Annotated in this window: 25 protein-coding genes and 1 pseudogene; 10 read left to right on the forward strand and 16 right to left on the reverse strand. The window is 71.7% G+C overall.

Annotated elements, in window-relative coordinates; translation table 11 throughout:
• Window positions 1–448 (reverse strand): MarR family winged helix-turn-helix transcriptional regulator (locus KME77_RS10610; protein WP_246609549.1); only part of this gene is annotated, 448 nt, incomplete at its 3' end.
• Between the two features lie 89 nt (window positions 449–537).
• Between KME77_RS10610 and KME77_RS10615 the strand changes: the two genes are divergently transcribed.
• Window positions 538–1,683 (forward strand): FAD-dependent monooxygenase, encoded by a 1,146-nt coding sequence (locus KME77_RS10615; protein ID WP_219464995.1) that lies wholly within the window; start codon window positions 538–540, stop codon window positions 1,681–1,683.
• Here the strand turns inward: KME77_RS10615 and dapA are convergent.
• The gene (dapA, locus tag KME77_RS10620) at window positions 1,645–2,595 is read right to left on the reverse strand and encodes a 4-hydroxy-tetrahydrodipicolinate synthase (protein ID WP_219464998.1); all 951 of its coding nucleotides are present in this window, start codon (window positions 2,593–2,595) and stop codon (window positions 1,645–1,647) included. The two genes, KME77_RS10615 and dapA, sit on opposite strands and share 39 nt — an antisense overlap.
• A 71-nt stretch (window positions 2,596–2,666) precedes the next feature.
• Between dapA and KME77_RS10625 the strand changes: the two genes are divergently transcribed.
• Window positions 2,667–3,536 carry a LysR family transcriptional regulator gene (locus KME77_RS10625; RefSeq protein ID WP_219465001.1) on the forward strand — a complete coding sequence of 290 codons (870 nt, stop codon included), beginning with the start codon at window positions 2,667–2,669 and terminating at the stop codon, window positions 3,534–3,536.
• Window positions 3,537–3,555: 19 nt separating this feature from the next.
• Here KME77_RS10625 and KME77_RS10630 read toward each other — a convergent pair whose 3' ends face one another.
• Window positions 3,556–4,134, reverse strand: a complete 579-nt coding sequence (locus KME77_RS10630; RefSeq protein ID WP_219465003.1) for a TetR/AcrR family transcriptional regulator — start codon at window positions 4,132–4,134, stop codon at window positions 3,556–3,558.
• Between the two features lie 86 nt (window positions 4,135–4,220).
• Between KME77_RS10630 and KME77_RS10635 the strand changes: the two genes are divergently transcribed.
• Complete coding sequence (locus KME77_RS10635) at window positions 4,221–5,171, forward strand: quinone oxidoreductase family protein (RefSeq protein WP_219465005.1); 951 nt, start codon at window positions 4,221–4,223, stop codon at window positions 5,169–5,171.
• A 24-nt stretch (window positions 5,172–5,195) separates the two neighbouring features.
• Here KME77_RS10635 and KME77_RS10640 read toward each other — a convergent pair whose 3' ends face one another.
• From KME77_RS10640 to KME77_RS10660, 5 genes are all read right to left on the reverse strand, one after another.
• Complete coding sequence (locus tag KME77_RS10640) at window positions 5,196–5,750, reverse strand: TetR/AcrR family transcriptional regulator (protein WP_219465008.1); 555 nt, start codon at window positions 5,748–5,750, stop codon at window positions 5,196–5,198.
• Window positions 5,743–6,597, reverse strand: a complete 855-nt coding sequence (locus KME77_RS10645; RefSeq protein WP_219465010.1) for an alpha/beta fold hydrolase — start codon at window positions 6,595–6,597, stop codon at window positions 5,743–5,745. Before KME77_RS10645 ends, KME77_RS10640 begins: the two co-directional genes overlap by 8 nt.
• A gap of 93 nt (window positions 6,598–6,690) precedes the next feature.
• The gene (locus KME77_RS10650) at window positions 6,691–7,488 is read right to left on the reverse strand and encodes a class I SAM-dependent methyltransferase (protein WP_219465012.1); all 798 of its coding nucleotides are present in this window, start codon (window positions 7,486–7,488) and stop codon (window positions 6,691–6,693) included.
• A complete protein-coding gene (locus KME77_RS10655; RefSeq protein ID WP_219465020.1) occupies window positions 7,485–8,189 on the reverse strand; it encodes an alpha/beta hydrolase in 705 nt (234 codons plus the stop codon). The genes KME77_RS10650 and KME77_RS10655 overlap by 4 nt, the downstream gene beginning before the upstream one ends.
• A gap of 37 nt (window positions 8,190–8,226) precedes the next feature.
• Window positions 8,227–9,147 (reverse strand): EamA family transporter, encoded by a 921-nt coding sequence (locus KME77_RS10660; RefSeq protein WP_219465022.1) that lies wholly within the window; start codon window positions 9,145–9,147, stop codon window positions 8,227–8,229.
• A gap of 95 nt (window positions 9,148–9,242) precedes the next feature.
• On the opposite strand from KME77_RS10660, the gene KME77_RS10665 reads away from it, so the two are divergent.
• Window positions 9,243–10,151: a LysR family transcriptional regulator gene (locus KME77_RS10665; RefSeq protein WP_219465024.1), complete on the forward strand. Its 909-nt coding sequence runs from the start codon at window positions 9,243–9,245 to the stop codon at window positions 10,149–10,151.
• A 55-nt stretch (window positions 10,152–10,206) separates the two neighbouring features.
• On the opposite strand, the gene KME77_RS10670 is transcribed toward KME77_RS10665, so the two are convergent.
• The 4 genes from KME77_RS10670 to KME77_RS10685 form a co-directional block, all read right to left on the reverse strand.
• Window positions 10,207–11,151, reverse strand: coding sequence for a serine hydrolase domain-containing protein (locus KME77_RS10670; RefSeq protein WP_219465026.1), 945 nt, complete (start codon window positions 11,149–11,151; stop codon window positions 10,207–10,209).
• Window positions 11,152–11,209: 58 nt separating this feature from the next.
• Window positions 11,210–11,608 carry a VOC family protein gene (locus KME77_RS10675; RefSeq protein ID WP_219465043.1) on the reverse strand — a complete coding sequence of 133 codons (399 nt, stop codon included), beginning with the start codon at window positions 11,606–11,608 and terminating at the stop codon, window positions 11,210–11,212.
• Window positions 11,609–11,841: 233 nt separating this feature from the next.
• Window positions 11,842–12,144, reverse strand: a complete 303-nt coding sequence (locus KME77_RS10680) for a hypothetical protein (RefSeq protein ID WP_219465045.1) — start codon at window positions 12,142–12,144, stop codon at window positions 11,842–11,844.
• Window positions 12,145–12,395: 251 nt separating this feature from the next.
• Window positions 12,396–13,835 (reverse strand): MFS transporter, encoded by a 1,440-nt coding sequence (locus tag KME77_RS10685; protein ID WP_219465047.1) that lies wholly within the window; start codon window positions 13,833–13,835, stop codon window positions 12,396–12,398.
• Between the two features lie 69 nt (window positions 13,836–13,904).
• On the opposite strand from KME77_RS10685, the gene KME77_RS10690 reads away from it, so the two are divergent.
• The 3 genes from KME77_RS10690 to KME77_RS10700 are packed head-to-tail and all read left to right on the forward strand — an operon-like array spanning window position 13,905 to window position 17,038.
• Window positions 13,905–14,855, forward strand: coding sequence for a 3-oxoacyl-ACP synthase III family protein (locus tag KME77_RS10690; RefSeq protein ID WP_219465049.1), 951 nt, complete (start codon window positions 13,905–13,907; stop codon window positions 14,853–14,855).
• A 23-nt stretch (window positions 14,856–14,878) separates the two neighbouring features.
• A complete protein-coding gene (locus KME77_RS10695) occupies window positions 14,879–16,060 on the forward strand; it encodes a cytochrome P450 (protein ID WP_308250652.1) in 1,182 nt (393 codons plus the stop codon).
• Between the two features lie 30 nt (window positions 16,061–16,090).
• Window positions 16,091–17,038 (forward strand): NAD-dependent epimerase/dehydratase family protein, encoded by a 948-nt coding sequence (locus KME77_RS10700; RefSeq protein WP_219465051.1) that lies wholly within the window; start codon window positions 16,091–16,093, stop codon window positions 17,036–17,038.
• Here KME77_RS10700 and KME77_RS10705 read toward each other — a convergent pair.
• On the reverse strand, window positions 16,993–17,766 hold the full coding sequence (locus tag KME77_RS10705; RefSeq protein WP_308250653.1) for a class I SAM-dependent methyltransferase: 774 nt from the start codon (window positions 17,764–17,766) through the stop codon (window positions 16,993–16,995). The genes KME77_RS10700 and KME77_RS10705 overlap by 46 nt on opposite strands.
• A gap of 126 nt (window positions 17,767–17,892) precedes the next feature.
• Between KME77_RS10705 and KME77_RS10710 the strand changes: the two genes are divergently transcribed.
• A complete protein-coding gene (locus KME77_RS10710) occupies window positions 17,893–19,302 on the forward strand; it encodes an LCP family glycopolymer transferase (RefSeq protein WP_246609552.1) in 1,410 nt (469 codons plus the stop codon).
• Window positions 19,303–19,328: 26 nt separating this feature from the next.
• Here KME77_RS10710 and KME77_RS10715 read toward each other — a convergent pair whose 3' ends face one another.
• Both KME77_RS10715 and KME77_RS10720 read right to left on the reverse strand, forming a co-directional pair.
• Window positions 19,329–20,060 carry an SAM-dependent methyltransferase gene (locus KME77_RS10715; protein WP_219465055.1) on the reverse strand — a complete coding sequence of 244 codons (732 nt, stop codon included), beginning with the start codon at window positions 20,058–20,060 and terminating at the stop codon, window positions 19,329–19,331.
• Window positions 20,061–20,092: 32 nt separating this feature from the next.
• On the reverse strand, window positions 20,093–20,572 hold the full coding sequence (locus tag KME77_RS10720) for a tetratricopeptide repeat protein (RefSeq protein ID WP_219465057.1): 480 nt from the start codon (window positions 20,570–20,572) through the stop codon (window positions 20,093–20,095).
• 69 nt (window positions 20,573–20,641) lie between these two features.
• On the opposite strand from KME77_RS10720, the gene KME77_RS10725 reads away from it, so the two are divergent.
• Complete coding sequence (locus tag KME77_RS10725; protein WP_219465059.1) at window positions 20,642–21,571, forward strand: ATP-binding protein; 930 nt, start codon at window positions 20,642–20,644, stop codon at window positions 21,569–21,571.
• A 93-nt stretch (window positions 21,572–21,664) separates the two neighbouring features.
• The gene (locus tag KME77_RS10730; protein ID WP_219465061.1) at window positions 21,665–22,051 is read left to right on the forward strand and encodes an SCO5389 family protein; all 387 of its coding nucleotides are present in this window, start codon (window positions 21,665–21,667) and stop codon (window positions 22,049–22,051) included.
• On the opposite strand, the pseudogene KME77_RS10735 reads toward KME77_RS10730, so the two are convergent.
• Window positions 22,052–22,452: pseudogene (locus KME77_RS10735) on the reverse strand (LLM class flavin-dependent oxidoreductase); the annotation flags it as partial.

A 22,452-nucleotide genomic window follows, 5' to 3' on the forward strand; every position in this document is an offset into this window, starting at 1 on the left:
GGCCTGTCCGTAGCGCGGTCAGGCCGGCCGTGGCCTCGCGCTGGATGGCCGTCGCGCGGTCGAGGAAGTCGAGGATCAGCTCCAGCTGCTCGTCGGTGTAACCGTCGTAGAGCGCGGCCAGCGCGGTCATGAACGGCCCGAACACCTCCTCGGCCCCCGTCAGCTGCTCGTGGTTGACCTCGACGATCACCCGTCGCCGGTCCTTGACGTCGCGGACTCGGCGGACCAGCCACTTGGCCTCCAGGCGGTCGATGAGGCCGCTGACCGTCGCGGGCGCCAGGCCGGTCTGCTGCGCCAGCTCCCCCGCCGTCATCGGCCCTCGCCGTTGCAGCAGGTCGAGCGCCTTCTCCTCGGTCATGCCGAGCCCCATGAGCTCGCCGATGGCGGTGTGGAACATGACGGCGGCGTTGCTGTTCTCCCGGCCGGCCACGCTGAGGGCTTCGAGCAAATTCTTTCGGTGTTCCGAAATATCTCTGGACAAGAGTCGCCTTCCCGGCATACCGTTTATTTCGTTCGCCCGAACGAAAGGATATCACGATGAAGGCTCTGGTCATAGGATGCGGCATCGGCGGCCCCGCCACCGCGATGGCCCTGCGCGAGGTGGGCATCGACGCCGAGATCTTCGAGGCGTACGACGGCACCGCCGAGGGCGTCGGCTCGTTCCTCAACGTCGCCTCGAACGGCCTGGACGCCCTGCGCACGCTGGGCGCGCACCGCGCGGTGATGGCGGCCGGGATCCCCACCCCGCACATGGTCATGTGGAGCGGCACCGGCAAGCGGCTCGGCGAGGTGGCCAACGGGCTCGCCCTCGACGACGGCACGGTGAGCCACACGATCCTGCGCTCGGACCTGTACCGCATCGTCCGCGACGAGGCCGCCGCCCGCGGCATCACCATCTCGTACGGCAAGCGCCTGGTCTCCTACGACGACACCGGCGACCAGGTGACGGCCCGTTTCGCGGACGGCACCGAGGCGAGCGGCGACCTGCTGATCGCCGCCGACGGCGTGCACTCGCGCACCCGCGCCCAGCTCGACCCCAAGGCTCCCCAGCCGCGCTACAGCGGTCTGTACAGCTTCGGCGGGATCGTCCGCGACCCCCGCTTCACCGGGGAGCCGGGCGTCTACCACATGGTGTTCGGCAAGCGCGGTTTCTTCGGCTACACCGTGGCCGAGTCCGGCGACACCTGGTGGTTCGCCAACCTGCCGCGCGAGCTGGGTGACGTGCCGGCGGACTGGAAGCCGGTGCTGGTCGAGGCGTTCAAGGACGACACGAACTTCTCCGCCGAGATCATCCGCGGCAGCGAGGTGGACCTGGCGCTGCCGGTCCACGACCTGCCGCCGCTGAGGACCTGGCACAAGGGGCGGGTGGTGCTGACCGGCGACGCCGCGCACGCCACCTCGCCGAGCTCGGGGCAGGGCGCCTCGCAGGCGATCGAGGACGCCATCGTCCTGGCCAGGTGCCTGCGCGACGCGCCGGGTCACGAGGAGGCGTTCGAGCGGTTCGAGTCCGAGCGGCGCGAGCGCGTGGAGCGGGTCGTGGCCTACTCGCGGACGATCAGCAACAGCAAGGCCGCGGGACCCGTCGGGCGGGTCTTCCGCGACCTGATGATGCCGCTCTTCCTCAAGAAGACGGCCAGCCAGGAGTCACTGTCCTGGATGTACCGCCACCACGTCAGCCTGTGACGGCCGCACAGGACGCGCCACCACGTCAGCCTGTGACGCCTCGATCCGCCGGGCCACCGCGTCGGCCCGCGAGACGGCCTCGGGGGTGGCGGGCAGCAGCGGCAGGCGCACGTCCGGGGTGGGGATCAGGCCCCGGGCGTGCAGGACGCCCTTGACGACGGCCGGGTTCGGCTCGGCGAACAGCGCGGCCGACAGCCGCGCGAGGCCGCTGCCCAGCGTCCGTGCCCTGGCGACGTCCCCCGCCCGCCAGGCCCCGGCCAGCTCGACGAACCGGTCCGTGGCCAGGTGCGCCGAGGCCAGGATGCCGCCCGAGGCGCCCAGCGCCAGCATCGGGGAGACGAACGCGTCGTCGCCCCCGGCCACCTCGAACCCCTCGGGCAGGTCGCCGAGCAGGTCGATCGCGTCCTGGTCGACCCCGCCGGCCGCGTACTTCACCCCGGCGATCATCGGGTGCGCGCCCAGCTGACGCAGCGTGGCGGCGCTCACGGCCTGTCCGGTCCGGTAGGGGATGTGGTAGATCACCAGCGGCACCGGCGTCTCCTCCGCCAGCGCCTCGAAGTGCGCGACGACCCCGCGCTCCGACGGCCGCAGGAAGTACGGCACGGTGAGCAGCGCGGCGGACACCCCGGCGGGCAGCTCCTCGATCGCGGCGGCCACCGAGCGCGTGTCGTTGCCCGTGACCCCCACGGTCAGCGGCACCCGGCGGTCGGCGCAGACGCGGGCGCAGATCTCGATCACCCTGGAGCGCTCGTCCGGCGTCAGCGCCACGACCTCCCCGGTGGTGCCGAGCGCGACCAGCCCTGAGGCGCCCTGGTCGAGCACGTGGCAGGCGAGCTTCTCGATCACCTCGGCGGCCACCTCGCCCGTCTCGGTGAACGGCGTGATCAGCGGCACATGGATTCCAGTCAGCATGCTTCGAGCGTGACCGGTATCGATACGTTAGGTCCAGCGCGAGTTTCTGCGGTTGAGCTTAAGCTTGACTGATGCTCGATCCTCGCAAGCTGCGCCTCCTGCGCGAACTCGCCGAGCGCGGCACCATCGCCGCCGTCGCCGAGGCCGTCACGTTCACGCCGTCGGCGGTCTCCCAGCAGCTCAGCGCGCTGGAGCGGGAGGCGGGGGTGCCACTGCTCGAACGCACCGGGCGTACGGTGACGCTCACCCCGGCCGGGCACCTGCTCGTCGAGCACGCGCACGCCGTGCTGGAGCAGCTCGAACGGGCGAGCGCGGCGCTCGCCGAGGTGCGCGGCGGCCCGTCGGGGCCGCTGCGGATCGGCGCGTTCCCCACGGCCGCGCGGGTGCTGCTGCCGCCCGCGCTCGCCGAGCTGACGCGGGCGCATCCAGGGCTGCAGCCGATGGTCGCCGAGATCGACCCCGCCGACGTCTCCGACGCGCTGCGGGCCGGCGAGCTGGACGTGGCGCTGGTGCACGAGTACGACTTCGTGCCCCCCGTCACGGACGCGTCGCTGCGTACGGAGGCGCTGTTCGAGGAGCGGATGTACCTCGCCGGCCGGGAGAGGGTCGCCGAGGCGCGCGAGGACGACTGGATCGTCGGCAAACCCGGCACGCTGTGCCACACGATGGCGATCAGGGCCTGCCAGGCGGAGGGCTTCGAGCCGCGGGTGCGCCACCACATCGACGACTTCGACACCGTGCTGGCGTTCGCGGCGGCGGGCCAGGGGGTGGCGCTGGTGCCGCGCCTCGCCGCGCTCACCCCGCCGCCGGGGGTGCGGCTGACGGGGCTGCCGCTCAGCCGCCGTACGCTGGCCGCCTTCAGGAGGGGGTACGGCGGGCATCCGGCGGTCAGGGCGGCCGTGGCGGCCTTCCACACCGCGATCGCCGGCCTTCCGCTCTGACGATCGGCAATCGGTCGCGTCACGACCTCAGCAGGCCGTGGACCAGGTCGGCGAGGACCGCGGCGACCCTCGGCGACTCCCCCGCCCTGAGCAGGGTGCTGATCGGCTCGGTGTGCAGGGTGCCGAGCAGGACGTGGGCGATCAGACCGGCGTCCACGTCCGGCCTGGCCTCGGCGATCAGCGCCGAGACGTGGCCGTGCCAGAACAGGTAGATCGGGTTCTCCAGCCGCGAGCCGTTCCGGTTGGTGAGCCTGGCGTGCTCGTGCGCGGCGATCAGGCCCGCGTTCCTGGTGGCCATCACGAGCGCCGCGTCGAGGAAGGCGACCAGGCGCTCGGCGGGTGGCGCGCCCGGGCCGAGCGGCGGCGGCCCCTGCCTGACCTCCTCCTCCAGCGCGCGGGCCCGTTCGGCCATCAGCTCCTGCATCAGCCCCACGCGGCTGCCGAAGCGGTGGAACACCGTCCCCTTGCCCACGCCGGCGGCCGCGGCGACCCGCTCCACGGAGACCTGCTCCGGCGGGTTGCCGCGCAACAGCTCCTCGGCGGCCCGCAGGATCGCCTGCCTGTTGCGGGCCGCGTCGGCTCGCTCCCGACGTTCCATCAGGTCATTGTCCCACCTCTCGACAAAGTGGACCGCTGGTCCATATATTAACTGGCCCGTCGGTTCACTTACTTGGAGGAAGCCGGATGCGCGCTGTCGTCATGCATGAAACGGGCGGCCCAGAGGTGCTCAAGCTGGAGGAACGACCGATGCCCGCGGCCGGTCCCGGGCAGGTGGTCATCCGGACGGCGGCCATCGGGGTCAGCCGCGCGGAGGCCAGGATGCGCGACGGCTCGCTGCCGTTCCCGATGCCGCTGCCCGTGGTGATCGGGGCCGAGGCGGCCGGGGTGGTCACCGAGGTCGGCGCCGGGGGCGACGCGTCGCTGCTGGGCGCCACGGTCGCCGGGGTGACGGGCGGGGCGGGCTCGTACGCCGAGTACACGACCCTGCTGGAGGCGATGCTGTGCCGGGTGCCCGAAGGGGTGGAGCCGGTGGACGCCTGCGCCACGGCCGCCCCCGGCGCGGTGGCGCTCGCGCTCCTGGACAAGGCCGGGCTCACGGGCGGCGAGACCGTGCTGGTCGAAGGGGGTGCCAGCACCGTCGGACGCTACCTGCTCGCGCACGCCAAGGAGCTCGGCGCCGGGAAGGTGATCGCCACGGCGGGGGCGCCGGAGCGGAGGGAGCGGGCGCTGGAGTTCGGCGCCGACGTGGTCGTCGACCGCCGGGACGCGGCGTGGCCCGACGCGCTGCCGGAGGTGGACGTGGTCTTCGAGTCGATCGGCGGGCAGGCGGCCCGGCGGGTGCTCGACCACCTCACCCCCGGGACGGGGCGCATGCTCTGCTACGGCCGGCTCAGCGGCGAGGCCCCGGCCGTGAGCGCCGCCGACCTGCTGGAGCGCGGGGTGTGGGTGGCCGGGTGCGGCGGGCCCCGGTGGGCGGCGGACGTGTTCACCAGGCACTGCCCGGAGATCCTGGCCAGGGTCGCCGACGGGCGCAGCCGGGCCTACGTCGAGGCCACGCTGCCGCTGGAGGAGGCCCCGCGCGCCCACCGGCTCGTGGAGGAGGCGTCGGCGGGCCGCGTCCTGCTGATCCCCTGACAGCGCCCGTCATTCGAGCGGCGCTCAGCGAGGGGCGCGGAGCCCTGAGACGATCATGTGGAACATCAGCTCGTAGGTGTCGTCGAGCTTCTCCGGCAGCCCGAACCCGCCCGCCGTCTCCAGCACCGAGAACCCGTGCGCGGCCGCCCGCAGGCAGCGCACCGCGTGGATCGCCTCCGACCCGGTCAGCCCGTACGCCCTGAGCGCCGCCAGCCCGATGTCCACCAGCCGCTTGCCCGGCTCGACCGTGGCCGCGACGGGGGCCTGGATCACCGTGGCGTAGCGGCCGGGATGCCGCGTGACGTACGAACGCCAGGCGTCCATCAGCGCCCGCAGCGCCTCGTCGCCCGACCTGCCGAGCACGGCGGCCCCCACGTGGTCCGCCATCTCGCCGAGCACCCGCGCGGACAGCAGTTCACGCAGGTCGGCGAGGTTGCGGACGTGTTTGTACAGGGACGGGGTGGCCACGCCGGCCCGCGCGGCCACCGCGGACAGCGTCAGCGCGGCGGGCCCGTCCTCGTCCACGATCCGCACCGCCAGGTCGACGACGGCCTCCCGTGACAGCGCCGCCCTAGCCATTGCCCTCCTTGGGACCGCTGCTCTCCTTGAGGAAGGGCAGCACGGCGGCGGCGACCTCGTCGGGGTACTGGGCGTGCGGATAGTGGCCGGCGCCGTCGATCATCACGACCCTGCCGCGTCCCTCGGGCATGGCCGCGACGATACCGTCCGCCTCCGCCTCCGGGGCGGCCCAGTCGGGGTCGAGCGTGCCCATGACGACCAGCGCGGGGCACGGGATCCGCCCCAGCACGGCGCCCGCGTCGGCCGGCGGGGAGCCGCCCATCTTGGTGATCACCTTCATCCGGCCCGGCCTGCGCAGGTCGGCCTCGAGCGCGGCGATGTACCCGGCGTGGTCGGCCGGTCTGACGCCGGGGTAGGCGACGTCGAGGTAGCGCTTCCACATGCCGACGCTGCCCAGGGCGCCGGCGGCCAGCAGCCGCAGCATGCCCTTGCGGTGGCGGGCGACCCGCAGCAGGCCCGGCAGGTCGATCTTCTGCGCGCGGGTGAACGGGCCGATCTCCACCACGGCGCCGACCAGCTCGGGCGCGCGGACCGCCGCCAGCGTCGCTGCGCCGCCGGAGAACGAGTGCCCCACGATGACGGCCGGGCCGCCGCCCAGGTGGCGGATCAGCGCGAGGAGGTCCCCGGCGACGTCCACGCGGGTGTAGGAGGGCCAGCCGGTGCTGGACTCGCCGTGGCCGCGCAGGTCCAGGCTCGCCACCCGGTATCCGGCCGCGACGAGGTGGGGAACGAGGAAGCGGTAGGCCCTGCGGCCGTCGCCCATGCCGTGCGCCAGCACGACCAGCGGGCCTTCGCCCGTCACGTCGTAGGCGATCCGTCCGCCTTCGTGCTCCAGGAACTCGGTCATACCGGCCTCCATGGCTAATGTCTGTAGCTAGAAAGCTAATGCTATTAGCCGCAGGCGTCAAGCACAGGCCGCTGCTCCTTGTACGAGCGCTGGTCAGCGGCGGCGGCCGGTGATGATCCAGGCGCGCGAGTCGAAGTACACGCCGCTGCCGGTGTCGTGGGCGGCGAACATGGCGTGCAGCCGCGTACGTGCCTGCTCGGCCGCTACAGGGTCAAGGCCGGCGAGCAGATCCCTGTACTCCCGCAAGCGGAGCATGTTGTCGAAGGCGGCGCCGGGGTCCGGGCCGTAGTAGACCGGCTCGTGCACATCGGTGAAGCTGACCTGGGTGAAGCCCGCCGCCGCCAGGATGCCTCGCGCGATCGCCGGGTCGGCGAGTGAGAACGGGCCAGGACCGTCGGCGGAAGGGGCGGGTGCCACCGTCGCGCCGGTGAGGCTCCGGCGGAACGCGGACGCCCACTCGTTGCGGTCGTGATCCTGCCACACCAGCAGCACCAGGCGCGCTCCAGGGCGCAGAGCGCGCCCGATGTTGGTGAACGCGGCGACCGGATCGGCGAAGAACATCACTCCGAACCTGCTGACGCAGAGATCGAAGGACGCCGGCGGGAAGCGGAGCACCTGGGCGTCGCCCTGCTGGAAGGTGATGTTGCGCAGGCCCTGCTCGTCACTGAGCCGACGGGCCCGTTCGAGCATGGGCGCGGAGAGGTCGACGCCCACCACGCTCCCGGCGACGGCGGCGTGGGCGGCCTCGCGCGTGGACTGCCCCGTGCCACAGCCGACGTCGAGCACCCGGTCGCCCGAGCCGACGCGGGCGGCGGCACGGAAGGGCACGTTGTGCAGACGCAACTCCGCGTCGTAGTCGAACAGGCCGGTCGGCCCTGTCGCCCGCTTCACGGAGCACGCCTCGCGTCCGGGCCGGACACGTAGCCCGCCAGTATGTTCGCCACCTCTTGAGGGCGGCTGAGGGGGGCGCAGTGGCCGCCCGCGATCTCGTCGGGGACGATGCCCAGGCGCTCGGGCACCAGCCGGCGGAAGAAGTCGGGCGGGAAGCAGCGGTCCTCCGTGCAGAGCACGAATTTGGTCGGCACGTCCGGCCAGGCGTCCAACGGCCACGGAGCGGCCGACGCGGCGGTGGACGGATGGTCGCGCTCCTTGCTCATCGCCTCCTCGGCCAGCGCCCGCGGCACATCGTGCAGGAAGGTCACGAAGGGATCGGCGTTGCCGGTCAGACCGCCGTCGCGCTCGGCCTGTTCCTCCACCGCGCTCTGGCAGCCGGTGCTGGCCCACCACTCCTGCGGCGGCTCACCCGGCGTCGGGATCATGCCGGCCAGGAGGACCAGCACGTCGACAGGCAGCCGATCGGCGACCAGCGGGGCGGTGAACGCGCCGAACGAGTGGCCGACGACGACCAGGTCCCGCTTGTCACCGATGGCCTCGACCACGACGTCGGCGTAGTCGGCCAGGGTCTTGGAGTCGTCGCCGGCCGGAAGGTCAGGAGCCAGGACGTCGTGCCCGAGCGCTCGCAGCTCGGCCGCCACCAGGTGCCAGGACCATCCGACGTCTCCGCCGCCATGGATCAACACGAACGTACTCATGGGACTCTCCTTTGATGCTTGATGATGGAACCCGGATCTATCGGTGGAACTCCGAACGCACGACGACGGCGACCGCGAGCACCACGACCCCGCCGCCGACAAGAGTCGGCGCCGTCACCGGTTCGGCGAGGAGCAGGTTGCCCAGGAAGACGGCCACCAGCGGATTGACGTAGGCGTACGTGGCCGCCAGCGAGGTCGCCGTCGCCTGGAGCAGCCAGATGTAGGCGGAGAACGCCAGGACGGACCCGAACAGGACCAGACAGCCCCACGCCGCCCAGGACGCGGCCGAGTAGGCGACCGGGTCGAAGCGCTCGCCACCGGCCAGCCCGATGACCGTCAGCGTCCCGCCCCCGATGATCATCTCGTGGACCACGACCACGAACGGGTCACGCGGCAGCTCGATCCTCGGCTGGTACCACGAGCCGAACGCCCACGACAGGCCGGCGGCGAGGACGAGCGCCATGGTCCAGAGCGGAAAGGCGCCGCCGAGACCGTTCGCGGTGACCACCACGACCAGGCCGCCGAAGCCCATCGCCACGCCCGCCACCGTCCGACCGGCGGGGCGTTCGCCCGACAGGACGCGGTAGCAGATCACCCACAGCGGCACGGCCGCGATCAGCAACGCCGTGATCCCCGACGGGGCCCCGCCGTATTCGGCGACGGTCACCAGGCCCTGGCCCACCACGACCAGCAGGAGCGCGATCCGCGCGCACCCCAGCAGTTGCCCGCGGGTCACGGCCAGCCGTCGCAGGCCGCCGCGCATCGCCAGCGCCCCGCCGACCAGCAGGCCGGCCGTCAGGAAGCGGACACCGGAGCTCACGAGCGGCGGCATCTCCTCGACCATGACCCGGATCGCGAGGTAGGTCGAGCCCCAGACGACGTAGACGATCGCCAGGGCGGCCCCGACGAGCAGACGAGAGCTTCGCGCTGCGGTCGGCGCGACGACGGTTGCTGTCATGCCAGTCACGTTAGAAGCCAGGCATCATCATTAAAAGCGATTGTTTATGGTCAAATCGATCGCTTCAAGCGATTGACTGGCGTACGCTGGTACCCGTGACCGATCTCGAACTGCGGCACCTGGCCGCGATGGCCGCCGTCGCCGACGAAGGCTCGTTCGGCCGGGCGGCGACCCGTCTCGGCTACACCCAGTCGACGGTGAGCCAGCAGATCGCCGCGTTGGAGAGGTCCGTCGGCGGCCCGGTGTTCGACCGACCGGGCGGGCCCAGACCGGTACGGATCACGCCGCTCGGCGCCGTCGTCCTCGAACACGGACGCGAGCTGCTGGCGAAGGCGGCAGCCCTGGCCGAGGCCGTGGACCGGTTCCAGGCCGGCGACGGCCGGATCGACATCGGCACCTTCCAGAGCGTGTCCACGGTGATCCTGCCGACCGTCGTCCGCCGGCTGCGCGACGAGCACCCCGGCTGCGAGATCCGGCTGTCCGAGGAGGAGCCGGAGGCGCCCCGGATCGGCGACCTCGACCTGCTGTTCTACGACGGCCCCCTCGGCGACGACGTCGAGCACGTCAAGCTGCTCGACGATCCGTACCTGCTGGTGGCCAGGCGCGGCGCCTTCTCCGAGCATTCCGTCCCGCTGGACCGGCTCGACGGCGCACCGCTGGTGGCCTGGCCGTCGACCTGCGACCAGCCCAGGATGGAGGAGGCGTTCGTCCGCGCCGGCGCGCACCCGAAGATCGTCTTCCGTACGGCGGGCAACGAGACGCTGCTGGCGATGGTGCGAGCCGGGATGGGATCGGCCGTGCTGCCGTGGCTCGCCATCCACGCCGCCGGCGTCGAGTCCGACGACCGGCTCCGCGTCCACGAGCTGCGACCGGCCATCACCCCGCGCGAGATCTGTCTGCATTGGCGAGCCGGCCGTACCCACTCCCCCTTGGCGGCCCGGGCGATCGAGATCGCCGTCGAGGTCGCCTCCGACCTGACCGGCGAGCCGGCCCTGGAGCACTGACGCCGGCCTGCGGCTGTACGACGACAGGCCGGCCGCCGCCCTCTCAAGTCCCCGATCAGGCGGTGATCGCTTCGAGCACGGCGGCCGTGCTGCCCCGGTCGGAGTCGTAGTCACCCGCCGTCGCCGCGATCACCAGCTCACGCCCGGGAACCACGTGGATGACCTGCCCGCCGTTGCCGTGGGCAGCGAGCCACTTGCCGCCGTCCCCGACGTACCACTGGTAGCTGTACTCGCGGTCGTCGCCGATCCGCACCCGCGGCCGGGACAGCTCGTCGATCCAGCTCCGCGGCACGATCCCGCGCCCGCCGTCGAGCACCAGCCCGCCGATCGCGGCCAGGGCGCGCGGCGTCAGCCGCAGCCCGGCCGCCGCCAGCTCGACGCCGTCGGCGCCCCGCGTCCACTCGAACGCCTCGATCCCCAGCGGCCCGAACAGCCTGCGCCCGGCGAACTCGGCCAGCGATCCGCCCGTCCCGTTCGTGATGATCCGTCCGAGCAGGGCCGACGCCCCGCCGCAGTACCGCCACAGCTGTCCCGGCTCCTCCACGATCGGGCGCTCCAGGACGAAGCGGTGGCGGTCGGGCGCGTGTTCCATGGCGATCTCGCTGTTGGCGACGCTGGTGTACGGCGCGCTCTCGTCCCATTCGAGGCCCAGGGTCATGGTCAGGGCGTGCTCAACGGTCAGGCGGGTCCGCCGCGGGTCCTCGGCCAGGTCCGGATATTCCGGGAACTGGGCGAGCAGGCTCTCCTGCGGCTCCGGCACCTGCTTGTCGGCCAGCGCGATGCCGTACAGGAGCGAGACCACGCTCTTGGTGATGGACCTGATGTCGTGCAGGGTCTCCGGCCCGAACACCACGTGCCCGAGCGGATCGCCGAGACAGTGGTCCTCGCCCTCGCCGTAGCGTTCGACGACGGTCGCGCCGTGCTCGACCACCACCAGCCCGTGCAGGCCGGGCGCCCGCCCGTCACGCACCACACCGTCCACCCGCTCCGCCGACGTCATGACGACCTCCTGTCTCCCGTACGGACTTGCCGGTATAGAGCCTGACACCATGTCAGGGTCAATCCCGGTCGTGGTGGCATACGACCTCCAGCAGGAATCCATGCGCGTCCCGCCAGAAGGCGGCGTAGTAAGGCGGTGGATATTCCGGGAAATTTCGTGGTTCGTGGACGACCTCGTCGCCCAGCGCCACCACCCGCTCGTGCACCGCGCGGACGGCGGACCGGCTCCTGACCATGAACGCGAGGTGCTGCAGCCCGGCCCGCGCCGGCGAGTAGGCCCCGCCCTCCGCGACCGGATAGAAGAACAGGTACGTGCCAGGCTTGCCACCGGCGGGCCGGTAGGCGAACTGGTCGGCGTCGCTGAGGAACTCCTCGAAGCCGAGCAGCGGCATGAGCCGGTCGTAGTAGTCCTTGGCCCGCGTCAGGTCGGGAACGCCGATCCCCAGATGTCCGATCACCTGCCCAGGATGCCGGGAAAAGGGTGACAACGCGGTAAGCGCCAGGATCCGTCGTCCCGTTTCGCCACCGAACGGCCGGAGCCGCGTTCGCCGCTGAACGGCCGGAGCCGCGTTCTGCCGCTGAACGGCCGGAGCCGCCTGCCCGCGCGACGGCGGACAGGCGGCTCCAGGACAGGATCCCTCATCAGGCCGGCGGCGCGAGCCGCCCCCGGATAACGGGTCTGAACGGGGTGTCACCGCCCGGTCGGCTCACCCCCGTACGACATCCAGCCCTGGCTCGGCCAGCCGTTCGAGCCGCCCCAGCCGCCCCAGCCGTGGCTGGAGTACCACGGCTGCTGGTGCCCGTAGCGGCGCCCGCTGGCGCCGGCGCGGCCGGCGTCCATGCTGCCGGTGCGGATGCCGTTCCAGTCGGCGACGAAGAAGTCGCTCGCCTGCTTCGCCTTATGCGTGCTGATCTCGCTGGTCGGACGGTCGTAGCCGTAGTGGTCGTCCGCGGCCGCGGGACCCGCCCAGAGCAGCAGGCCAGAGGCGGTCATGGCTAGCGCGGTGATGGCGTGCTTGTACAAGGTCTATCCCCCAGAGGTGATGACGCCGTTGTTCCGCCCGCTTGCCTACCCCCCATAGTGGATCATCTGTCCCATGGAATGATCTAGGTGTTTTTACGATCGCCTGTCGCACCCCTACCAGTCAGTCGGACATTCCCCATAAGTCCACCATGCAGGTAATAGAGAGCACGTATCGGACGATCACCGGAGAAAGGGTGTCAGCGACCTGTTGCCGAGTGACGTCAGGAGGCCTGGCCGGCCTCGGCCGCGGTGAGCGGGGCGGCGATCTCCTCCAGGCCCTTGCGTTCGGCCTTGACGCCCAGGAACAGCTCGACCAGCCCCGCCGCGATCATGATGACCGCGCCGATGGCGAACGCCAGCGCCGTGTCCCCCGCCCTGCCGGTCTCGACGAGGCTGGCGAAGATGAGCGGGCCGGCGATGCCGCCCGCGGCCGTGCCGATCGCGAAGAAGAACGCGATGGCCATCGCCCTGGTCTCCATCGGGAAGATCTCGCTCACCGTCAGGTACGCCGAACTCGCCCCCGCCGAGGCCACGAACAGCACCACCGACCAGCAGGCCGTCAGCGTGACCGCGGTCAGCATCCCCTGGCTGAACAGCCAGGCGGTGCCGAGCAGCAGCACCCCGGACCCGATGTACGTGGCCGAGATCATCGGCACCCTGCCGACCGTGTCGAACAGCGGGCCGAGCAGCAGCGGGCCGAGGAAGTTCCCGACCGCGATGACCGCGAAGTAGTAGCCGGTGTGCGTGTCGATCTTGAAGAACGTGGACAGGATCTGCGCGTACCCGAACGTGATCGCGTTGTACAGGAATGCCTGGCCGATGAAGAGCGACAGGCCGAGGATCGTGCGCTTGGGGTACAGGGCGACCATCGTGTGCGCGATCCGCAGGAACCCGATCGACTTGCGCTGGTGGATCGTCATCGACTTGTCGGGCTCCGACAGGTCGCCGCCGACCTGGCGCTCGATGTCGTCGACGATGTCCTCGGCCTCCTTGCCCCGGCCGTGGATGAACAGCCAGCGCGGGCTTTCCGGCACGTGCCGCCGTACGAGGAGGATGGCCAGGCCCAGCACCACGCCCAGGCCGAACGCGACCCGCCAGCCGATGTTGACCGGCAGGTCGTTCAGCAGCGGGACGGTCAGCAGCGCGCCGCCGGCCGCGCCCAGCCAGTAGCTGCCGTTGATGATGATGTCGATCCGGCCGCGGTGCGCGCTCGGGATCAGCTCGTCGATGGCCGAGTTGATGGCCGCGTACTCGCCGCCGATGCCGAACCCCGTCATGAACCTGAACAGGAAGAACCACCACGCGTCGAAGGAGAACGCGGTCATCAGCGTCGCCACGAGATAGACGATCAGCGTGATCAGGAACAGCTTCTTCCTGCCGAACCTGTCGGTCAGCCAGCCGAAGAACAGCGCTCCCGAGCAGGCGCCGGCGACGTAGAGCGCGGCGGCGAGCCCGGCCACCTGCGCCTGGCTGATGTCGAGGCCGCTGCCGGGCTTGGCGAGCTGCGCGGAGAGGTTGCCGACGATGGTGACTTCGAGGCCGTCCAGAATCCACACCGTGCCGAGACCGACCACGATCATCCAGTGCCAGCGCGACCAGGGCAGCCGGTCGAGCCTTGCGGGCACCTTGGTGGTGACGGTGCCTGTCTCCGCGTCGCTCATAAGCTTGACCAGGTACCCCATGAACGGGTGGCAAACGTTCTGCAAGAGCGACCCGCTAAGTTGCGACAGATGAAGGCCCGCATTACCGAAATTTCCACATACCTCCCTGCGGCGACGCTGACCAGCGACGACGTCGAGCGGCGCATCGAGGGTTACCGCCCTCCGCGCGGCATTGTCGAACGGATGACCGGCATCCGGCGCCGCCACGTGGCCGCCGACGACCAGCAGGCCTCCGACCTGGCGGTCGAGGCCGCGCGGGAGCTGGCGTCCGGCGTCGACCTGCTGATCTTCGCCTCGGCCTCGCAGGACCTGGTCGAGCCGGCGACCGCGCACATCGTGGCCGCCAAGCTGGGGCTGTCGTGCCCGGTGTTCGACGTCAAGAACGCCTGCAACAGCCTGCTCAACGGCATCCAGGTGGCCGAGGGGCTGATCGTCTCCGGCTCCTACCTCCGGGTGCTGGTGTGCACGGGCGAGACGCCGTCGCGGGCGATCAGGTGGTGGGTGCGGGACCGGGCGCAGTTCGTGGACGCGTTCGCGGGGTACACGCTGTCGGACGCGGGGGCGGCGGTGCTCGTGGAGGCCGACCCATCCCGCGGCATCTTCTACCGCGATTTTTCGGCAGACAGTACGGCGTGGGCGATCGGCACGCTCCCCGGCGGCGGCTCGATGCACCCTCGCGACCCCGAGTACGGCTACTTCCGCGGGGACGGCCGCCGGCTCAAGGAGGCGTTCGAGCTCGTCGGGCCCGACCTCTACCTCAACGCGCTCAAGCGCACCGGCCTGACCTGGGACGACTTCGACCTGGTGGCGGTGCACCAGGTGGCGCTGCCGTACCTGGACGTCCTGGTCCGGGCGCTGGACATCCCCCAGGACCGGCTGGTGGTCACGCTGCCCGAGCACGGGAACTGCGCCTCGGCCACCCTGCCGCTGCAGCTCATGCACGCCCGCAAGGGCGAGCGGGTGGCGATGCTGGGCCTCGGCGGCGGCATCAGCCTGGGCATCATGCTGGCGGACCTGTGAACGCCCGGAGCGCCGGCAGACCTGTGAACGTCCCGAACGCCGGCGGACCTCTGAACGCCCGCAGCCTGCGGGCCCGCACCTCCATGAGCCCCGAGACCCGGCTCCACCTGGCCGCCCACCCCTTCGCCTACCCCCTGATGCGCCTGCTGGCCCGGCTCGGCCCGGTGGTGCGGGTGCCCGGCTTGGGCGTGGTCGTCAACGACGCCGCGACGGCCCGGCGGGTGCTCATGGACGGCCGCTTCCGCAAGGACGGCCCCGGCTCGCCCGGCGACCTGTGGACGCCCGTGCTCGGCCCGTCCGTGCTGCTCAACATGGAGGGCGAGCCGCACGCGGCGCTGCGCGCCAAGCTCGCCCCGCTGTTCACGCCGTCGTCCGTCGCCGCGCTGGTCGCCGACGTGCTGGCCGAGCCGCTGGAGGAGCTGCGGGTACGCCTGGCCAAGGGCGACACGGTCGACCTGGTGGACGAGATGCGGCTGCTGGCCGGGGCGGTGATCTGCCGGGCCGTCGGCCTGGGCGAGGTGTCGGCGGCCAGGGCCAGGCGGCTGTTCGCCGACGGGGAGCGGGTGGTGTCCATGGTCTCCCTCAGGACGAGGCGGCTGAGCCCGCGCCAAGCCGCCGTCGCCCGCGAGGTGCTGGACGGGATCGGCGACATCGCGCAGGCCGCGTACGACGCGGGCGACCCGGCCACGGTGATGGGCCGGATGCGCGAGCTGGGGTTGTCGGCGGCGGAGGCGCGCGGGGCGGCCGGGGCGTTCTTCCTGACCGGCACGGAGACGGTCGCCACGTTCGTGCCCCGGCTGGTGGCGCTCCTGCACGATCACGACATTTCCGATGTCGATCTCGACAGGGCGATCGAGGAGGCGATGCGGGTCACGACGCCGACGCCGGTGATGCTGCGCTCGGTGGCCCGGCCCGTACGGGTGGGCCGCGTCCTGGCCAGTCCGGGCGACCGCGTGGTGATCGTCACGCACAACTGCGCCCGCGCGTACGGCCCCTTCGACCCGTCCCGGCCGCACCCGCCGGAGCTGCGGCGGCTCTGGTTCGGCGCGGGCCCGCACTTCTGCATCGGCTACCCGCTGGCGCTGGCGGAGATCCGCGCGGTGGCCCGGGTGGTGCTCGAACGGCCGGTCGAGGTGGTCTCCCGCCGCGCCGCCCGTGGCGTGCTGCTGCCCACGTACGAACGGCTGCTGGTCAGGGCGGCATGAGGGTCGGGGCGGCATGAGGGTCGGGGCGGCATGAGGGTCGGGGTGACGGGGGCGTCCGGGTTCGCGGGCGGCGCGGTGTGCCGGGCGGCGGTGGCGCGCGGCTGGCAGGTGTACGGCTTCGGCCGCCGACCTGCGGACATACCCGGCGTCTCGTACACGCCGTGGGAGCTGGTGCACGGCGAGCCCCCCGGCGTCGAGCTGGACGCGCTGATCCACTGCGCCGGCAGCGTCACCGACTGGGGAGCGCCGCGCGAGATCTGGCAGGCGAACGTCGAAGGCACCAGGAACGCCGCCCGCGCCTTCCCCGGCGCCAGGTTCGTCCACGTCAGCACTGCCAGCGTGTACGACCCGCGCCGCCCGACGATCATGGCCAGGGAGCACGAGGCCCCGGTCAGCCGGTACGTCAACGCGTACGGCGCGTCCAAGGCGGCGGCCGAACGCCTGCTGGCCGGACGCCTGGCCGACGGCCGCGCGGTCGTCCTGCGCCCGCACGCCGTCTACGGCCCCGGCGACACCACGCTGCTGCCCCGCGTCCTGCGCTCCGTCAGGGGCCGCAGGCTCGTCGCCGTCGGTGACGGGCGGCAGCGGATCAGCCTGACCTCGGTGGGCAATCTCGCGGAGGCGTGCCTGCTGGCCGTCACCGCCCCGGCCGGCACGTACAACGTGACGGACGCCGAGCCGGTCGTCCTGGACGACGCCCTGCGCGCGGTGCTGCGGGAGAAGGGCCTCGACGCGACGCCGCTCTACCTGCCGCGCCGGCTCGCCCACGGCATGGCGGCGGTCGCCGAGACCCTGACCCCGAGGCCACGCGCCACGCACGGGCGGCGCCGGCCACCGGTGCACGTGGCGGAGCCGCGCCTGACCCGCTACGCCGTCGGCCACCTGGCCGTGGAACGCACCCTGGACATCACCGCCGCCCGCGACCGCCTCGGCTACACGCCGTCCCCGACCTCCTTCGCGGGCGCCTCGGCCTGGTGAGCAGGTGGCGTTCCCGGCTTGCGGCCCTCCAGCATGTCCGTCCGGAACCAGGGCCCGCCGTACCAGAACCGCCACCCCAGGTCGCGCCGCCGCAAATCCGTCCAGCCGGCCTCGCGCAGAGTGTTCTCGTAGTCCTCCGTCCGCTGGAAGTCCGCGATCAGCAGCGCCCCGCCGGGCCGCAGCACCCGGTCGGCCTCCTTGACGGCCCGCGCCCGCCCCTCCGCGTCGGGGATGTTGTGAATCGCCAGACTGGACACGACCAGGTCGAACCGTCCGTCCTCGAACGGCAGCTCCCGCATGTCCCCCGTGACCAGCTCGACCCGCTCGGCGACCCCTTCGGCCTCGGTGTTGGCCCTGGTGACGCGCTCGGCGTTGCCCGACTGGTCCTTGCCGCTCCACAGGTCGATCCCCGTGGCGCGCCCCTCGGGCAGCCGCCCGGCCGCGAGCAGCAGCACCGCGCCCCGCCCGCACCCGAGGTCGAGCACGTCCTCATCGCCCGAGAGCCGCTCCAGCTCTTTCGCCCAGACGGCGAACTTGCCGCGCCGCGTCGTGTAGACGTAGCTGCTCGCGCTGGCCAGCGTGTACAGCGCGCCGGCCAGGAACGCGAGCCCGGCCGCGAGGATGTCGTTCACGAACGACAACGCCATCAGCGCCAGCAGCGCGACGGCGCCGAACAGCAGCCCCCCGAGGGCCCACGGCGCGTCGAAACCGTACTTTCCCCGTTTCACACTCACGTTATATCTCAAGATGGACTTGACCGAAACTTGGTAAGACACTGCCCTTTCGGTAAAAGGTCCAACTACGACCCGTTACTAACCTTGGGTGAATCTGTGTGAACAGGGGGTCGAGCAGGGATGACAGGCAGGCAGCGCAGGTTCGGGCTGGCCTCCAGCATCGCGCTGACCTTGGCGTCGGCCATGCTCTGGGGCGTGGCGCACCTGGCCACCGAGCGCCGCAGGACCGGCCTCGCCCTCATGGCCGCGTACGTCCTGATGCTCGCCCTGATCCTCACCGTCGTCACCGCGCTCGGCGCCAAGCTGCTCACGCTGGCGGTGCAGCCGGCCTGGCTGACGGCGCTGACCGTGCTGCTGGCCGTGATCGCCCTCGCCTGGACGGCCGTGATCGTCTGGTCGTACCTGCTGGTACGCCCCGCGACGGCGGTCGGCCGCGGCGTGACGACCGTGCTGACGGTCGGCCTGTGCGGGGTCGTCCTCGTGCCGACCGTGTACGCGGCCCGGGTGACGTACCTGTCGCGTGACGTGGTGAACACGCTGTTCGCCGGCAACACGGCCCCGATCGTCGCCGAGGACCCGTGGAGCGGCGCCGAGCGGATCAACCTCCTGCTCCTGGGCGCCGACTCCGCGCCGGGACGCCCTGGGGTGCGCACCGACAGCATGACCGTGGCCAGCGTGGACACCACCACCGGCGACACGGTCCTGTTCGGCCTGCCGCGCAACCTCCAGCGCGTGGAGCTGCCCGAGGGCCCGGCCAGGGAGCGCTTCCCGTACGGGTTCAGCGGCGACGGCCCCGACACCCCGGGCCTGCTCAACGAGGTCTTCCAGTACGCCGAGGACTACCCCGAGATGGTGCCCGGCGTACACAAGGGCAAGCGCGGCCCGGCCATGCTGAAGGAGACGATCAGCGGCATCCTGGGCATCCCGGTCAGCTACTACACCATGGTCGACATGAAGGGGTTCGCCCAGATCATCGACGCGATCGGCGGCGTGACGGTCACGATCAAGGAGCCGATCGTCTACGGCAAGTACCGCGAGGGCCTGCTGCCGGCGGGCACCCGCAGGCTCGGCGGCCAGGAGGCGCTCTGGTTCGGCCGCTCCCGCACCGACAGCGACGACTACGTGCGCATGGGCCGCCAGAAGTGCCTGCTCAACGCCGTCGCCAAGCAGGCCGACCCGGTCACCGTGCTGAACAGCTTCGAGGGGCTGGCGGCGGCCACCAAACGCGCCATCTCCACCGACATCCCGCAGAACCTGCTGCCTTCCCTGGTGGACCTGGCCCAGAAGGTCAAGGAGAGCAGGATCAAGAGCCTCAGCTTCGTGCCGCCGCTGATCAGCACGGCGTACCCGGACTGGAGCCTGATCAGGCGGAAGGTCACCCAGGCGCTGGCGGAGCGCCCGGACGACAACGTGAGCACCCCGGGCAGCACCCCGGACAACACCGCGGACAGCACCCCGACCGCCACGCCGACCCGGACCCGCACGCAGAGCGCCGAGGACCCGATCGCGCTGGACCACGCCTGCGACTGAGGCCGCGCCCCGGCCGCGACGCAGGGCTACGGTGTGCGGCGCAGCACCAGCGTCACGAACCCCAGCCGGTCCCGGTACCCGTCGAGCCACATCTTGCGGTGCTCCAGGGCCGCGGCCATGGCGGCGTCACCGTCGGCCCCCGGGTTGCGCAGCGCCCAGTCCATCAGCGACCCGGTCCAGGAGAACTCGTAGTCGTACCACTCGTCCCGCTCGCTGACGTGCGCGTACACGGTGCGGTACCCGGCCGCCTCAGCCTCCGCCACCGTGCCCGACAAATCGGGATAAGTGCCGACCTCGGCCTCCAGTTCCTCGCTCGGCGGCCGATCCCAGAACCCCTCGCCCACCAGCGCCAGCCCGCCCGGCGCGAGCAGCCCGTTGATCGCCTCCATCGTCGCGCCCAGCCCCCCGAACGCGTGCGTCGCGCCCACGCACAGCACCAGGTCGTACGGCTCCGCGGCGGTGAACTCGGCCGCCGAGCCGAGGTGCAGGCTCAGCCTGGAGGCCACCTCCGCCCCGACGGCCAGCTCCCAGGCGGCCTCGAAGCCCGCGTCCGAGAGGTCCACCCCGTCGGCGGTCGCGTCGCGGTACAGCTCCAGCAGCCGCACGCTCCACACGGCCTGCCCGCACCCGAGGTCCAGGATCCGCGCGTCGGGGCCGAGCCTGGCCCGGCGCAGCAGCCGGTTCAGGTTCGTCCCGCTGATCGGGGAGGCGATCGGGTGGTGGGCGTGCGCGAGGTGGCTGATGGTCTGTCGGTCCATAGGGGCAGAGCGTAGTTTGTGGTGACCCGCGCTTAGATCGTCTCGTCCAGGTTCTCGGCGTAGTAAGCGATGGCTCTGCGGTAGCCGCCCGCTCTGTCGGACTCGGCGATGACCGTCAGCAGCGCGCCGACCGCCTCGCGCGCCCGGCCCGCGTTGTAGAGCGCCATCGCCCTGAACGTGCGCAGCCCCGCGTCATCGGGGAACTCGGCCAGCCCCCGGTCGAAGGTCTCCAGCGACTCCGCCACCCGCCCCAGCACCCGGTAGGTGCTGCCCAGCCCGAGGAAGGCGCCGAGCCGGTCCTCGGCGCTCAACCCGACGCCTGCCAATGCCCGCACGTAGAACGGCACCGCCTCGGCCTCCAGCCCGAGGGCGTCGTGCACCCATGCCGTCTGGTAGGCCACCTCGGCGTCGTCGGGATGCCGGGCGGCCAGGCCGAGCAGGATCTCCCGCGCCTCGTCCCGCTCGCCCGCCTCACGCAGGGCCGTCGCTCGCGCCAATTCGTCGTCACGCACGCGATCAGTGTGTCATGATGGTGCTCAGCCCAAAACGGTAACGGTTTTCATAGTCGCAGGAGCGTGCTTGTGAGGGTAGCGTTCGTCGGCAAGGGCGGCAGCGGCAAGACGACAATGTCGGCGCTGTTCGCGAGGTACGTGGCCGGCCAGGGCGCCCCGGTGGTCGCCGTGGACGCCGACATCAACCAGCACCTGGCCCTGGTGCTCGGCGTGGAGGAGCCGCCGGAGCCGCTGGGCTCCCACCTCACCGAGATCAAGGACATGCTGCGCGGCGACAACCCGCGCATCCCGTCCGCCGAGGCCATGGTCAAGACCACCCCGCCGGGACGGGGCTCACGGCTGCTGAGCTTCGAGGACCTGGCGGCCAGCGAGTACGCGGTCACCACCCCGGAGGGCATGCGCCTGCTGGCCACCGGCCCCTTCAGCGAGGACGACCTCGGCGTGGCCTGCTACCACTCCAAGGTCGGGGCCGTCGAGCTGCTGCTCAACCACCTGGTCGACGGCGAGGGCGAGTACGTGGTGGTGGACATGACGGCCGGCGCCGACTCGTTCGCCTCCGGGCTGTTCACCCGCTTCGACCTGACGTTCCTGGTCGCCGAGCCGACCAGGCAGGGCGTGAGCGTCTACCGCCAGTACCGCGACTACGCCGCCGACTACGACGTGCCGCTCGCCGTCGTCGGCAACAAGGTCCACGACCCGGCCGACGTCGACTTCCTGCACGCGCAGGTGGGCGACGACCTGCTCACCTGGATGGAGCACTCCGCCGCCGTGCGGGCCATGGAGCAGGGCCGCTCGTTCGCGCTCGACCGCCTGGAGCCGGCCAACGCCGACGCCCTTGCCCTGCTGCGCAAGCACCTGGACGCGCAGGCCAAGGACTGGGCGCGGTTCGGCCGCCAGGCCGAGGAGTTCCACCTGCGCAACGCCCGTTCCTGGGCCAACGCCCGCACCGGGCTGGACCTCGCCGACCAGATCGATCCCGAGTTCGTCTACGGCACCTGACCGTATGGCCCCCCGACTGTCGCCGCCCGTCGTCTGGCTGGCCGTGCCGGGCCCGCCTAGCGTCGTAACCAATCCCCTTCGAGAGGAGACAGCATGTCGCTGACCGTTCCGAACGATCTGCTCGACCAGGCCAGGGCCGGGGAGGTCGACGACGCGGCGTTCATCGCCTGCGTACGCGACTCCCTGCCGTACGCGTGGTCGGTGATCAGTGAGCTGGTCCAGCAACGCGACCGGACCGGGTCCGAGTTCGCCGACAACCAGACCCCGCCGCCGTCGGAGGAGGCCCGAGGGCAGCTCCTGCGCTGCCTGGCCAGCGACTCGATGCGGGGCGCGCTGGAGCGTCACTTCGGGATGCGGCTGGCCTTCCAGAACTGCCACCGGGTAGCCGTGTTCGACCCGGCGGCGGAGAAGGCGTTCCAGGAGTTCGTCACGCCGCGCGCGCAGATCCTCAACCAGAAACCCGAACTGGTCGACTGCTGATCAACGGGCGGGCCCCTCGGGCCCGCCCTCCATCAGGGCCGGCAGCACCTCGTCGCCGAGGCGGCGGATGTTCTCCAGCGTACGATCATGGTCGCCGGCCCCCTCGACCATGAGGATGAAACGCTCGATCCCGGTGGCCTGCGAGGTGCGCCTGAGGGTTTCCACACAGTGGCCCGGCGACCCCACCGGATGAATTCGAGCCAAGAAATCCACATATTCCGCGACATTTCGTGAAGGGCGCGGCCGGTCATCCACCGGCACATAACTCGCCAGCCCCGGCCCGAGCCAGCGCGGCATGAATTCCCTCAGCTCACCCACCGCCTGTCCGGTGGTGTCGGCGACATGCGCGACGGCGGCCGCCACATGCGCATGGGGATTTCCGTACGCGGCGACCATCGCCT

This window comes from Nonomuraea rhizosphaerae (assembly GCF_019396405.1).
GTDB lineage: Bacteria > Actinomycetota > Actinomycetes > Streptosporangiales > Streptosporangiaceae > Nonomuraea > Nonomuraea rhizosphaerae.